Annotated in this window: 9 protein-coding genes, 1 tRNA gene and 1 pseudogene; 5 read left to right on the top strand and 6 right to left on the bottom strand. The window is 73.2% G+C overall.

What is annotated here, in order from left to right; all coding sequences use genetic code 11:
* The first annotated feature begins 130 nt into the window (after positions 1 to 130).
* The 3 genes and pseudogenes from AC0OO9_RS16950 to AC0OO9_RS16940 all read left to right on the top strand — a co-directional run.
* Positions 131 to 808, top strand: coding sequence for a helix-turn-helix domain-containing protein (locus AC0OO9_RS16950; protein ID WP_484511080.1), 678 nt, complete (start codon positions 131 to 133; stop codon positions 806 to 808).
* Positions 805 to 2,097 carry an MFS transporter gene (locus AC0OO9_RS16945; RefSeq protein WP_484511079.1) on the top strand — a complete coding sequence of 431 codons (1,293 nt, stop codon included), beginning with the start codon at positions 805 to 807 and terminating at the stop codon, positions 2,095 to 2,097. Before AC0OO9_RS16950 ends, AC0OO9_RS16945 begins: the two co-directional genes overlap by 4 nt.
* A 147-nt stretch (positions 2,098 to 2,244) precedes the next feature.
* Positions 2,245 to 2,694 (top strand): annotated as a pseudogene (locus AC0OO9_RS16940) (SRPBCC family protein); the annotation flags it as partial.
* 355 nt (positions 2,695 to 3,049) lie between these two features.
* On the opposite strand, the gene AC0OO9_RS16935 reads toward AC0OO9_RS16940, so the two are convergent.
* The 4 genes from AC0OO9_RS16935 to AC0OO9_RS16920 form a co-directional block, all read right to left on the bottom strand.
* Positions 3,050 to 3,454: a VOC family protein gene (locus AC0OO9_RS16935; RefSeq protein WP_484511078.1), complete on the bottom strand. Its 405-nt coding sequence runs from the start codon at positions 3,452 to 3,454 to the stop codon at positions 3,050 to 3,052.
* 93 nt (positions 3,455 to 3,547) lie between these two features.
* Entirely contained in the window at positions 3,548 to 4,084 is a 537-nt protein-coding gene (locus AC0OO9_RS16930; protein ID WP_484511077.1) for a DUF4240 domain-containing protein, read from the bottom strand.
* 111 nt (positions 4,085 to 4,195) lie between these two features.
* The gene (locus AC0OO9_RS16925) at positions 4,196 to 4,573 is read right to left on the bottom strand and encodes a hypothetical protein (protein WP_484511076.1); all 378 of its coding nucleotides are present in this window, start codon (positions 4,571 to 4,573) and stop codon (positions 4,196 to 4,198) included.
* 337 nt (positions 4,574 to 4,910) lie between these two features.
* Positions 4,911 to 4,984, bottom strand: a tRNA-Thr gene (locus tag AC0OO9_RS16920).
* 148 nt (positions 4,985 to 5,132) lie between these two features.
* On the opposite strand from AC0OO9_RS16920, the gene AC0OO9_RS16915 reads away from it, so the two are divergent.
* Complete coding sequence (locus tag AC0OO9_RS16915) at positions 5,133 to 6,866, top strand: metallophosphoesterase family protein (RefSeq protein ID WP_484517972.1); 1,734 nt, start codon at positions 5,133 to 5,135, stop codon at positions 6,864 to 6,866.
* A gap of 43 nt (positions 6,867 to 6,909) precedes the next feature.
* Here the strand turns inward: AC0OO9_RS16915 and AC0OO9_RS16910 are convergent, their stop codons facing one another.
* Positions 6,910 to 7,908 carry a hypothetical protein gene (locus AC0OO9_RS16910; protein ID WP_484511075.1) on the bottom strand — a complete coding sequence of 333 codons (999 nt, stop codon included), beginning with the start codon at positions 7,906 to 7,908 and terminating at the stop codon, positions 6,910 to 6,912.
* Positions 7,896 to 8,876: a LuxR C-terminal-related transcriptional regulator gene (locus AC0OO9_RS16905; protein ID WP_484511074.1), complete on the bottom strand. Its 981-nt coding sequence runs from the start codon at positions 8,874 to 8,876 to the stop codon at positions 7,896 to 7,898. Before AC0OO9_RS16905 ends, AC0OO9_RS16910 begins: the two co-directional genes overlap by 13 nt.
* Positions 8,877 to 9,117: 241 nt before the next feature.
* Between AC0OO9_RS16905 and AC0OO9_RS16900 the strand changes: the two genes are divergently transcribed.
* Positions 9,118 to 13,083 (top strand): S8 family peptidase, encoded by a 3,966-nt coding sequence (locus AC0OO9_RS16900; protein ID WP_484511073.1) that lies wholly within the window; start codon positions 9,118 to 9,120, stop codon positions 13,081 to 13,083.
* Positions 13,084 to 13,100 lie beyond the last annotated feature (17 nt).

The following is a 13,100-nucleotide window of genomic DNA, read 5'->3' as shown; positions in this document are numbered from 1 at the left end:
TGACGTCCATGGCGTCCTGATCACCTCCGTCTGACGCGGTGTCGGGCTGCCATCGGCGGGGTGGTGTTGGTCATGCGTGGTGGCGGCCGGGATGTTGCTAAAGGGTTCTTTATAAAGATAGCTTTAGGGTATGTCGCTACCCGAGGTGAAGCTCTCCGATCCCAAGGCCCTGCGCGGGTACGCGCACCCGCTGCGGATGGCGCTGATCGGGCTGCTGCGCCAGCAGGGCCCGATGACCGCGACCCAGGCTGCCGAGCGGCTCGGCGAGAGCGTGCCGAACTGCTCGTTCCACCTCCGGCAGCTCGCCAAGTACGGGCTCGCCGAGCGGGCACCCGGCGCCGACGCCCGCGAGCGGCCCTGGCGGGCCACGGCCCTCAACACCTCCTGGGACGACGTCTCGGACGACCCGCAGACCCGTGCGGCCGTCGACGAACTCAGCGCCGTCCAGCTCGCCCTCTACGTCCGCAAGGCCGAGGAGTTCCTGGCCCGGCGCGCCGAGGAACCGACGGCCTGGCGGGCGGTCACCGGCTTCACCGACCGGCCGGTCTACGTCACCGTCGACGAGATGGCCGCGCTGAGAGCACGGATCGATGCCCTGATCACCGAGTACGACGACCGGATCGCCGACCCGGCGAAGCGTCCGGCCGGCAGCCGGAAGGTCAGCCTCGTCCGACTGGCGCTCCTCGCCGACCCGCCACCCACCGAAGCCCTCGCCGACGCCACCGGCGCCGGCAACGGCGGGGACGGGGAGCCTGCGGTCAGCGGACGGGTTGCCCGCGACCTCGGTGAGCAGCGGGGCGACCGGTGAGTGGTCAGGCGACCGGCATCCCGGTTGCCGCCCCGCCCGGCGGTCCCACTCGGCGCGGCCCGCTGCCCCGGCTGCTGCGCGAGCGCGTGTTCCGTCGGTACTGGTCGGCGCAGACCGTCTCGTACTTCGGCGACGAGATCTCCACCCTGGCCCTGCCGCTGCTGGCCGTGCTCGTCTTCGACGCAACCCCCGCCGAGATGGGCTACCTGACCGCCGCCGCGCTCGCCCCGAACCTGCTCTTCTCGCTGCTCGCCGGCGCCTGGGTCGACCGGTACCCGCACAAGCGCCGGCTCATGATCCTGACGGACCTCGGGCGGGCGCTGCTGCTCACCGCCGTGCCGGTGGCGTACGTGCTGGACCTGCTGACGATGCCGCAGCTCTACCTGGCGGCCTTCGCGGTCGGCACGCTCGCCGTGATCTTCGAGGTCGCCCGGGGGCCGCTCTTCGTCTCCGTCGTCGGTCGCGCCGACTACGTCGAGGCGAACACCCTCATCAACGGCAGCCGGGCGATGTCCCTGGTGGCCGGGCCGAGCATCGGCGGCGTCCTCGTGCAGGTGCTCACCGCGCCGATCGCCCTGGTCGCCGACGCGCTGTCGTACGTCGCGTCCGCGTACTTCCTGGTGCGGATCCGGCCGACGGAGCCGGCGCCCACGCGCGGCGGCGGGCTGGCCCTCGGCGCCGGGCTGCGGTTCATCGCGCGGACGCCGATGATGCGCGCGACCGTGCTCGGCACCACCACGATCAACCTGTTCAACTTCATGTTCATCGCGCTCTTCGTGCTCTACGCGACGCAGGAGCTGGGCCTCGCGCCCGGCCTGCTGGGCGCCGTGCTGGGCGCGGGCGCGGTGGGCGGCCTGATCGGGGCGGCGCTCACCGGCCGGCTGGTCCGCCGCTTCGGCGTCGGCCCGACGCTGCTGGCCGGGTTCGTCCTCTTCCCCGCCCCCCTGGTGCTCATCCCCCTCGCCGGCGGGCCGACACCGCTGGTGGTCGGGATGCTCTTCGCCGCCGAGTTCCTCTCCGCCGTCGGGGTGATGCTGCTCGACATCACGGTCGGCTCGGTGCAGACCGCGCTGACCCCGGAGGCGCTGCTGGCGCGGATCGCCGGGGCCCGGCGCACCATCAACTACGGCATCCGGCCGATCGGCGCGCTGCTCGGCGGCGCGCTCGGCAGCGCCCTCGGCGTACGGCCGGCGTTGTGGATCGCGACGGCGGGCGCGCTGGCCGGGGTGCTGTGGGTCGCCTTCTCCCCGGTACGCCGCCTGAGCGGGCTCCCCGAACAGGCCGGCTGACCGGCCCCGACGGGCGATCGGCGGCCCTCCAATGTGGTGTCTCGGCAGGTCCGGCGATTGAGTGCCCTCGGCGGGGGTAGGAGTTTTGTCGACGACGACGGCTCTACCTGCCGAACGAGAAGTTCGACCTGACGAGGAGGATCGCACATGACCACGAAGGTCGAGAAGTCCATCGAAGTACAGGTTCCGGTCAGCACCGCGTACAACCAGTGGACGCAGTTCGAGGAGTTCCCCCGCTTCATGGGGGGCGTCCGTGAGGTGCGCCAGCTCGACGACAGGCGCATGCACTGGGTCGCCGAGATCGGCGGCGTCCAGCGCGAGTGGGACGCCAGGGTGCTGGAGCAGGTGCCCGACCGGAAGGTGGCCTGGGCGGCCACCGAGGGCGTGACCAACGCCGGCGCGGTCTACTTCCAGCCCGTCGACGCCGGCCGCACCATGGTCAGCCTGCACCTCGAGTACGAGCCCGAGGGCCTGCTCGAGAAGGCCGGCGACAAGCTCAACATCATCGAGCGGCAGGCGGAATCCGACCTGCGGAAGTTCAAGACGTACATCGAGGAGCGCGGCGTCGAGACCGGCGCCTGGCGCGGCACCGTCGACAGCGGCCTCGGTGTCGGCACCCCGGGCGTCGAGCACGCCGCCGCCACCCGCGGCGACAGCGGCAGCGCCGGCGTCTCCGGCAAGGCCGTGGCGGCGGGCGCCGCCGTGGCCGGGGCCGCCGCAGCCGCCGGAGCCGCCGCAGCGGCTAAGCGTCGCTCCGACGCCGACGACCGGCCGGCCACCACCACGACCGACACGGAGTACGTGGTGACCGAGGTCGAGGTCGTTCCGGAGCCCGGCACCGCCGGTTACCCGCACCGCACCCTCTGATCTCCCCGCACGCCTGCCCCTGTCGGCGGACGGCCCGGTTCCCCGCGAACCGGGCCGTCCGCCCGTCCCGGTCCGATCGGTGGCGTCAGCGCCCGTCGGCCTGCACCGTCCAGAGGTGACCGTCCGGGTCGGCGAAGGTGCCCGTGTAGCCCCAGGGCTGTGCAGCCGGCTCGACGACGACCTGCGCGCCGGCGGCCCGGGCCCGCCCCACGAGTGCGTCGACCTCGGCCGGCGTCGCGGCCGGGAGGCTGACGAGGCACTCGCTCTGCCCGCGCGGGGCCACCTCGTGGTCGCCGATGACCCAGCCGAAGCCGCCGGTGGGCACCAGCATGACGCGGAGGCCGTCGTTGACGGCGTACTGGAGGGGCTCGGGGATGCCGTCCTCAGCCAACTCGCCGACGGCCTCCAGGCCGAGCCCCTCGGAGTAGAAGCGGTACGAGGTGGGGCGGTCGGCGATCGGCAGGGCGACGACGACGGGTACGTACTGCATGAGGCTGCCTCCGGAGGGTTGACGACTGCGTACGGTCAGTGTGCGGGCCGTCGCGCGGAACTCCTGGTTGCCCCCGCCGCGGCGGGGATGGTGTCAGGCGCTCCAGCCGGCCGGGTTGGTGCAGGACTCGCGGGAGATGCCCGAGCCGGTCTCCGGCCAGGCGCCGAAGCGCTCCCTGTGCAGCCTGGCGAAGAAGTAGCACATGGCCTCGCAGGCGGTGTCGGGCAGAGCGACGGTCGGATCGGCGTGCACCGCCTCGTAGAAATCCCGTCCGAGCGCGACGATGTGGCCCCGGGAGTAGAGGAAACCGTCGTCGGAGCCGTCGGTCACCTCGTGCACGTCGGCCCGGTCGATGTCGTGCAGTTTGCGCTCGAGCACCCGGTCCAGGTCGGTCAGCTCCCGGCTGGACAGTCCCTCGGCGAGCTGGCGCAGGTTGTCGAGGAACCGGTCGAGCCACGCGTCGATGGCGTACAGGCCCTCGTCGCCGGCTGCCGGGTCCCGCGTCGGCAACGCCCGCCGGAGCGCGGCGGGCTCGTCGCCGAGCCGTTCCCAGGCCGCCTCGACGAGGGCCCAGAACCGGGCCTCCTCCTCGGCGCTCGGCACCCGCACGCCATCCACCAGATCAGTCACGCCGGGAGGGTAGCGACGACGACCGACAAAGTCGGGGATTGGCCATGCCTCCCGGCCGTGGTCACCGCCGGCAGGGTCGCGGCACCGCGCGCTCGGGCCGGGCCCGCCGGGTCAGCGACCGTCGGCGCGGGCGTGCCGGCCGCCTGCGGCGGGCGCCGCCGGGACCGCGCCCTGCTCCGTGTGCCGGGCGGCCCGCTCGGAGACCAACTGGCCGAAGAGCCCGCTGGGTCGGCCGCAGTCTCCGCACAGGAAGTTGTCGTCGAGTCGCCCGCCGCCGCAGTGGTCGCAGCGACCCCGGTCGCGCGGGTCGTGGTAGGCCCGCAACGCCTCCACCAGGGCGCGGGCGACCGGGGCGCTCAGCGCCAGCCGCGACTCCACGCCCCGCAGGCCGACGACCAGCTCGCCCTGCGGCGCGGCGGCCGGATCGAGCGCGTCGACGCGGGCCACGAAGTCGCGGAGGGCCGCCAGGACGTCATCGGGAGCGGGCATGCGTCGACGGTACGACAGACGGCCGACGACGTTTCGGACGACCGCGCGGACGGGGGCTCGTCGCTACCGACGGCCTCCCGTGTCCGACTTCCTGGTCCCGATGTAGATCATCCACGGGAGGAGAGCGGTCGAGCCGACGAACAGGCTGACGTCCAGAGGGAGCTTTCCGGCCACCCACAGGAGCGGGGAGGACGCCCAGATCAGGAACCCTGCCCCGGCAAGGAGCCAGCCCCCTCGGGTCACCGGTACCCGCACCTCCCCGATCACCCCGCGGACGGCCGCACGACCGACCGTGAAAACGAAGAAACCCAGGCCGTTGACCTGGGCTTCTTCACCGAGCCGCCTGACGGAATCGAACCGTCGACCTACGCATTACGAGTGCGTCGCTCTAGCCGACTGAGCTAAGGCGGCAACGATCAGCAAGTGTACGGCACGACCCGCCGACGGGCCGAGCGGGTTCCCCATCCGGACATCCGACCCCGAACCGTCGTCCGCCGGACAGCGACCGCCGCCGGCCGGGACTACGCTGCGGCGGGTGAACGACGATCGCGCCCCCGACGTGGATCCGCAGGACGGCGCGGCGGAGAGTGCCCACACGAGCGAGTCGGCCGGCGGGCGGGCGGCGCGCCGGCCACGCGGCACCGATCCCCGGGAGCTGGGCTTCACCCCGCGCAAGCCCGTGCCGTGGCTCGCGCCGTTCCTGCTGATCAGCACCGGCATCCGTACGCTGCTGGCGATGCTCTTCGGGGCGTACCTGGACAAGCGCGAGCTGCAGAACTCCCTCGACGCGGGCATCGCGCGGCAGGTCGGGCCGGACGGCGGGCTCTGGCTGGACTACGTGGCCGACCTGGGCGACGGCTTCAACGCCACCTACTCGGTGGCGTACCTGATCGCCCAGCCCGAGCTGGAGGTGGACGGGCACCGGCTGCCCCGCGCGCAGACCCTGGTGATGGGCGGCGACCAGGTCTACCCGTCGGCGGCCTTCGAGGCGTACGAGGACCGGTGCAAGGGGCCCTACCAGGCCGCGCTGCCGGTCACCCCGCCCGAGCGGCCCACGCTCTTCGCGGTCCCCGGCAACCACGACTGGTACGACGGCCTGACCGCGTTCCTGCGGCTCTTCGTCCGGTCCCGGGACCGGCACTTCGGCGGCTGGGAGACCGGGCAGTCCCGCTCGTACTTCGCCGTGGAGCTGCCCGCCGACTGGTGGCTGCTCGGCCTCGACGACCAGTCCGGCTCGTACCTGGACGACCCGCAGCTCACCTACTTCGACCGGGTCGCCGAGCGGCTGGGCCCGCAGAGCCGGGTGATCGTGGCCGTGCCGGCGCCGACGTGGGTCAAGGCCGTCGACCACCCCACGGCGTACGACTCGATCGACTACTTCATCCGCACGATCGTCGCGCCCACCGGGGCGCAGGTGCGGCTGCTGATCTCCGGCGACCTGCACCACTACGCCCGCTACGCCGGCCCGGACCGGCAGCTGATCACCTGCGGGGGCGGCGGCGCGTACCTCTACCCGACGCACCAGCTCCCGGAGCGCATCGAGGTGCCGCCGCGCGACACCCTCGCCCGGCGGGCCAGCGCCTCCCACCCGTACGAGCTGGCCGGCCGCTACCCGGAGCAGGCCCGCTCCCGGCGGTACGCGTGGGGGATCTTCCCCCGCCTGCCGCTGCGCAACCCGGGCTTCACCACCCTGCTGGGCACCCTGCAGACGCTGCTGATGCTGGCGATGGCCGGCGTCGCGAGCAACCCGGAGGGCACCGAGCAGCGGCTGTTCAGCGTGCCGCTGATGGCGATGTTGATCGTCACGATGCTCGCGGCGGCGTTCTTCGCGAAGCCGCCCAGCTCCGGCGGCAAGCGGCACGCCCGGCACTGGATCCTCGGCGTGGGCCACGGCCTGGCCCAGATCGGGCTGGCCGCCGCCGGCACCTGGGCCTGGCTGGCCCTGCCCTTCTACGACTGGCCGTGGCCGCTGCCGGCCGTCGCCGCGGCGGTGCTCTACGGCCCGGTGAGCGGGCTGGTGGCGAGCCAGTTGGTGGCCGCGTACCTGCTGGTGGCGGGCGCGTTCGGGGTGAACCTCAACGAGCTCTTCGCCGGGCAGGGTATCGAGGACGCCAAGGCGTTCCTGCGGCTGCGCATCGATCCCGACGGGACGCTGACGATCTACCCGATCGCCGTCGACCGGGTGTCCCGCGACTGGCAGGTCAACCCCGACCAGTCCCCGGAGTCCTCCTGGCTGGCTCCGAAGCGGCCGCTGCGCCCCCGCCTGGCCGAACCACCCACGACCATCGTCTGAGACGCACCAGGTCCGCACCGGCCGGCGGCCGGGGTGCCGGCCGCTAGTCGGGCAGCGGTGGCCTGCCGCCACCCGCGGGGCGGGAGGACAGCTGGCGGAACGCCGCCTGGACGCCGGCCTGGAACCGGGTGCGCGCGCCCAGGTCGCTCATCAGGGTGGCGATACGCCGTTGCACGGTGCGGTACCCGACGCCGATCTGGCGGGCGATCGCCTCGTCGGTCAGCCCGGAGAGCAGCAGCACCACCAGCCGCCCGTCGTCGATCTCCGTGGTGCGGTTCCGGCTTTCGCCGCCACCGCGGTGGGCGGGCAGGTGCAGGGGCACCGCCCGGTGCCAGAGGCTGTCGAACAGCGTACGCAGCGCGTCGAGCAGCGCCGACGGGTGGACGATGATGGCGCTCTCCTGCCCGATCGGGCCGGGCTGCATGGGCAGGATCGCCCGCTGACCATCGGCGATGTACATCTTCATCGGCAGGTCGGGCAGGACACGGGCCTGCTGCCCGACCCGGATCAGCTCCTCGATCGTGGGCAGGCCACCGCTCTCCTCCACGGCCGCCCGGTCGTAGATGCAGCGGCTCTGCACTCCGGCGGCGAGCAGCTCCCGGTCGGTCGCGGCCGTGCTCTCCAGGTGGAGGTACGGCGGCTTGTCGAAGCAGCACAGCTCCCGTCGGGCGCTGCGCTGCACCTGGTTGACCGCCTGCTCCATCGCGCGGCGGCCCCGGACCACCTCGACGACGTGCGGGTCGACGTCGGCGCGGGCCTCCCGGTACGCCTCCGTGAGCCGCAGGACGTGGTCGTGCGTCCGGTCCAGGGACGCCTCGCGCTCCGAAAGGAGCCCGGCGACGACGTCGGTGGCGGACGCGGTGTAGCGGGGCGGGTTTCCGGCGTTGACGCCGACCAGGCCGGCGGCCTCCAGCCGGGCGAGCGCGTCGGACAGCCGGCCCGGCCCCGACCACATCGCGGCGAGTTCGGCGAGGGTGGTGCCGGGGCGTTCGAGCAGCAGATCGTAGGCCGTCTCCTCGGCGTCGCCGATCAGTTCGTACACAGCTCCTCCCGGTCCTCGGCGGTCAGCCAGCCGCGCTGGACGGCCTGGTAGCCGGCCTGGAACCGGGTCACCGCGTCGAGCCGGGCGAACAGCCGGTTCATGTGCCGGCGGACGGTACGCGGGTGGCAGCCGAGGTGCTCGGCGACGTCCTGTTCGGTCAGTCCGGCGACCAGCAGGGCGAGCAGGTCGCGTTCGAGGTCCGACGGCGCGTCCGGGTCCGACTCGACCCGCTGCCGCACCCCCACGTCCAGCGGCACGGCCCGTTCCCAGAAGCTCTCGAAGAGGGCCAGCAGCGCCGACAGCAGGACGGAGTCGCGGACCAGCAGGCAGGTCTCCAGCGCGAGGTCCGGTCGCAGCGGCACGAGGCCGACCCGCCGGTCGCAGAGCATCAACTTCATCGGGACGTCCGCGACCCGGGCCTGCTCACCCGCCGAGACGAAGCGGGCGAGCTTGGCGAGCCGCCCCGGAATGGCCACGCCCTCCCGGTCGTAGATGGTGCGCATCCGCACCTCCCGGCGCTCCGCCTCCTCGGCGGGCACCGCGAACGCGTTCAGGTACGGCGGCGCGTCGAAGATCAGCAACTCCCGCTCGGCGCTGCCTCTGAGCTCCTGGAAGGCGGCGTGGATGGCGTCGCGCCCGTGCAGCACCTCGACCAGTTCCGAGTGTTCGGCGGTCGCGGCCCGCTGGAACCGGTCGGCCATCCGGGTCACCCGCTGGCGCAGTTCCCGCAGGGACTCCCGGCGCTCGGTCAGCAGGGAGCCCAGCGCGACGTCGGGTGCCACCGCCGTCCATCGGGGAGGCTGACCGGGCAGCCGCGTGGCCAGGCCCAGCTCGGCCAGGCGCGCGAAGTCGGCGGTTCCCGCGATGTCGGGTGACACCGGGTCCGCGCTGGCGACCAGCGACTCGTAGAGGGCCTGCTGCCCGGGAGACAGGCCGAGGTCGGGGAACGGCCGTCGATCATCCCGCATCCGGTCATGCTGCCCCCGGCCGGCGGTGGCGACAAGGGTCGTGCGGCTGTTCGTCTGGCCGAGTGATCCGATCCGTACCCACCGTCACCTGCGAAGACGCGGATCCCCTTCAGAGGGTGCCCCATTCACGCCAGTGGCGTGAACCAGGCAGACGGACAGCTTCCGTGACGCCGGACCCGCTGCGAAGCTCCACGGGACGCATCCGTTCCCCCTGCGTACACCCCCTCGGAGAGGAATATCCATGTCGAGCCTGATCCCACGGCGATCACGGCGTGGCGGGGTCGCCTGCGGCCTCGCCGTCGCGGTGGCCGCCGCCACCGTCGGCGTCCCGGCACCCGTGACCGCCGCCCCGACGGTGGGCGAGCCGGGGCCGAACCCGACCGCCACGGCCACCGTGACCACCGCGACCGGCGATGCCCTCGAGGCGACCGTCACCCTGATCACCGGCCACCGGGTGCGGTACGCGGAAGGGGCGGACGGCCGGAGCAGCGCCACGGTGATCAGCTCGCCCGACGGCCCCGCCGCGACGGACGCGTTCCGGTCCTACTCGGACCCGACCGGGGTCTATGTCATCCCCCAGTCCGCGCAGGATCTGGTGGCCAGGGGCCTGCTGGACCAGGAACTGTTCGACGTGCGGTACCTGGCCCGCAACGGCTACGGCGACGACGCCGCCCAGTCGATGCCGGTGATCGTGAGCTACGGCACGGGCACGAGGGCGCGGGCGGCCGCCCCGGTGGCGCTGCCCGGCGCCACCGTGCGACGCGACCTGCCCAGCGTGGCCGGCGCCGGGTTGTCCGTGGACAAGGCCCGCGTCGCTGACTTCTGGACCGCGCTGACCGGCGGCGCCGACCGGGCCGCCGCTGCCCGTGGACCGGCGGCGAGGAGCACCGGACCGTCGCTGGCCTCCGGGGTCGGCAAGGTGTGGCTGGACCAGAAGGTCAAGGTCGACCTCGCCGAGAGCGTGCCCCTGATCGGCGCGCCGCAGGCGTGGGCCGCCGGGCTCGACGGCAGTGGGGTGAAGGTGGCGGTGCTCGACACCGGCATCGACGCCGACCACCCGGATGTGCGGGGCAAGGTCGTGGGCTCGAAGAGCTTCGTGCCGGGCGTCGAGTCGGTGACGGACGGGCACGGCCACGGCACCCACGTCGCGGCCACCATCGCCGGCTCGGGCGCCGGCTCGGGCGGCACGCGCAAGGGCGTGGCTCCCGGCGCGGACCTGCTCGTCGCGAAGGTGCTCAACGACGGCGGCAACGGCGACATGTCGTGGATCATCGACGCGATGGAGTGGGCCGCCACCAGCGGCGCGAAGGTCGTCAGCATGAGCCTCGGCGGCGAGCCCACCGACGGCACCGACCCGGCGAGCCAGGCGGTGAACCGGTTGACCGCCGAGACGGGCACCCTGTTCGTCATCGCCGCGGGCAACTCCGGCCGGGAGAACACGGTCGGCGCCCCGGGCGCCGCCGACGCGGCGCTGACCGTGGGCGCGACCTCCAAGACCGACCAGCTCGCCGACTTCTCCAGCCGGGGCCCCCGGGTCGGTGACCGGGCGATCAAGCCGGACATCTCGGCGCCCGGCGTGGGGATCGTCGCGGCCCGCGCCGCCGGCACCTCGATGGGCACCCCGGTCGACGACCGGTACACCTCGGCGAACGGCACCTCGATGGCCACCCCGCACGTGGCGGGCGCGGCGGCCGTGCTGGCCCAGCAGCACCCGGACTGGACCGCCGCCCAGCTCAAGCCGACGCTGATCGGCACCAGCAAGGACACCGGCCACACCGCCTACGAGCAGGGCGCCGGCCGGCTCGACCTGGCCCGCGCGGTGCGTCAGCAGGTCACCACCGGCACCGTCAACGTCGACTTCGGCACCGTCTCCCCGAACACCGAGCCCCGGCTCGACCGGCAGGTCAGCTACCACAACCCCACCGCGCAGCCGGTCACCCTCACCCTGACCCCGGCCCTGCGCCGGATCTCCGGTGGCGACGCCAGCGCCGCCCTGACCACCCCCGCCACGGTCACCGTGCCGGCCGGCGGCACCGGGCAGGTCACCGTCTCGCTCGACGCCGCCGAGTTGGAGATCGGCAGCTACACCGGTTCGCTCGTGGCCACCGACGAGGCCACCGGGACCCGGCTGACCCTCGCGGTCGGGCTGGTCCGGCAACCGCCGATGCGCACGATCACCACCCGCATCGTCGGCGTGCCCGGCGACCCCATCGCGATGGGCAACGCCCCCTGCGACTTCCGCAACCTGCGCGACGACACGTCCTACCTGGTCATGATGGGTGGTGTGCCGGGCCAGAACGTCATCCAGGGTGTCGGGTACGTCCCGGACGGCGAATACCACGTGAGCTGCTGGGGCGCCTACTGGGGCGACACCGAGGCGTTCCGCCACCAGGCCTGGCTGGAGAACCCGCAGTACACGATCAGCGGCGACGCCACCCTCGAGTACGACCTCGCCCGCGACCTGGTGGAGCTCGAGAAGATCGACACGCCGCTGCCGAGCGAGGCGGTGCACCTCGCCATGGGCAGCACCTTCTCCACGGCGTCCGGCCTGACCTACTCCAGCGTCTGGTACACCGGGCCGGGCCACGCCTACAGCTGGCGGACGCACGTCGTACCGAGCCGGGCCAAGCCGACCATCGGCAAGTACGGGACCTGGTTCGAGCAGCTCCGCGCCGCGCCGGAGGCCACCACCACCGTGCACGGCAACGGCCGGCTGCGGGTGAACCCGACCTACCTCACCGACAGCGAGTTCGCGCCGAAGTTCGCCACCGACCAGCGGCTCCAGCTCGCCAGCCGGGCCGACCTGCTGGCCGGCCGCGACGTCAAGGGCAAGCTGGTGCTGCTCGACAGCCCCGCCAACAGCTGGTACGTCGACGAGATCGAGCAGGCCGCGAAGGCCGGCGCGGCCGGCGTGCTCCAGTACTTCGTCGGCCGCGACGACATCGGCCTGCCCGCCCAGATCCCCCCGTACGACATCGTCAAGCCCCGGCTGCCGCTGCTCTGGCTCGACGGCGCGCAGGGGGCGAAGGTGGCGAAGGTGATCGCCGGGGCGAAGCGCCCGTACGTCGACATCGACGCGCAGCTCGTCAGCCCGTACCAGTACAAGCTGCGGCACCACACCGCCGACCGGATGCCGGCGAAGCCGGTCGACAGCGTCCGCCACCGCGACCTCGTGCAGGTGCGCAGCGAGCAGCACGCCCAGGTGCCGTCGCCGCAGTACCAGACGAACGCGCACGAGGTCAGCCACACCTACGTCCCCGGGCAGACCTTCAGCGCCAACGCCGCGCACGACTACGACGTGCCGATCGCCCGCACCGAGTACTACAACGTCACCGGACCGGACGTCCTCTGGGCGCGGTACTTCACCGTGATCAACCGGGCCGACGACGCCAGCCGCGGCAGCGACCACGTCGGGACGTTCACCCGGCCGCTCACACGGACGGAGAAGATCCACCAGCCGCCCGTCGTGCTGGGCACCCTGCCGAGCCACCCGCCCCAGGCCCACACCTGCATGTCGTGCCGGGACGGGGACACCATCTACCTGCTCGAACGCTCGTCGTCGGCGGCGGACCTGACCAGCTCCGTCTCCGGGGCCCGGCGGGTGCAGGCGACGCTCGAACGGGACGGCGTCCGGATCGCCCCGAACCCGCCGCCGGGCCGCGGGGGCAACTTCCTGCACTGGACGGTGTCTCCGGAGCCGGGCCAGTACACGCTGCGGACCGTCCGCGAGGACCGGTTCTCCGGGCAGACGCTGGCGAAGCGGATCGCCACCGACTGGACGTTCCGCTCGGCCGGCGCGACCGGCACGGTACGGGAGCCGGCGCAGTGCTACACCGCGCAGATCAACATCGGCACGGGCACGTGCGACTGGCAGCCGTTGATCCAGCTCGAGCACGACTTCGACCTGTCGCTCACCGACACCACGCAGGCCGGGCGGGCGTACCGGTTCGAGGTCACGCCGCACGCCGCGTCGAACGCGCCCCGGATCGCCGGGCTGCGTACCTGGGTGTCGTACGACGACGGGGCCACCTGGAAGCAGGCGGTGGTCGTGCCGGGCCTCGGCGGCAGCTACCACGCGCTGGTCGTGCACCCGAAGCTGGCGAAGACCACCGGGGCGGTCTCCGTACGCACCGAGGCATGGGACCGCTCGGGCAACCGCGTCGTGCAGACCATCGACCGCGCCTACGGCCTCACCGACGTCCGGTAGGCCTCTCCCCCGCACCC

Source organism: Micromonospora sp. USAFONa4 (genome assembly GCF_057197825.1).
Note: the sequence above shows the minus strand (reverse complement) of the source record. Positions and strands in the feature narration are given on the sequence as shown.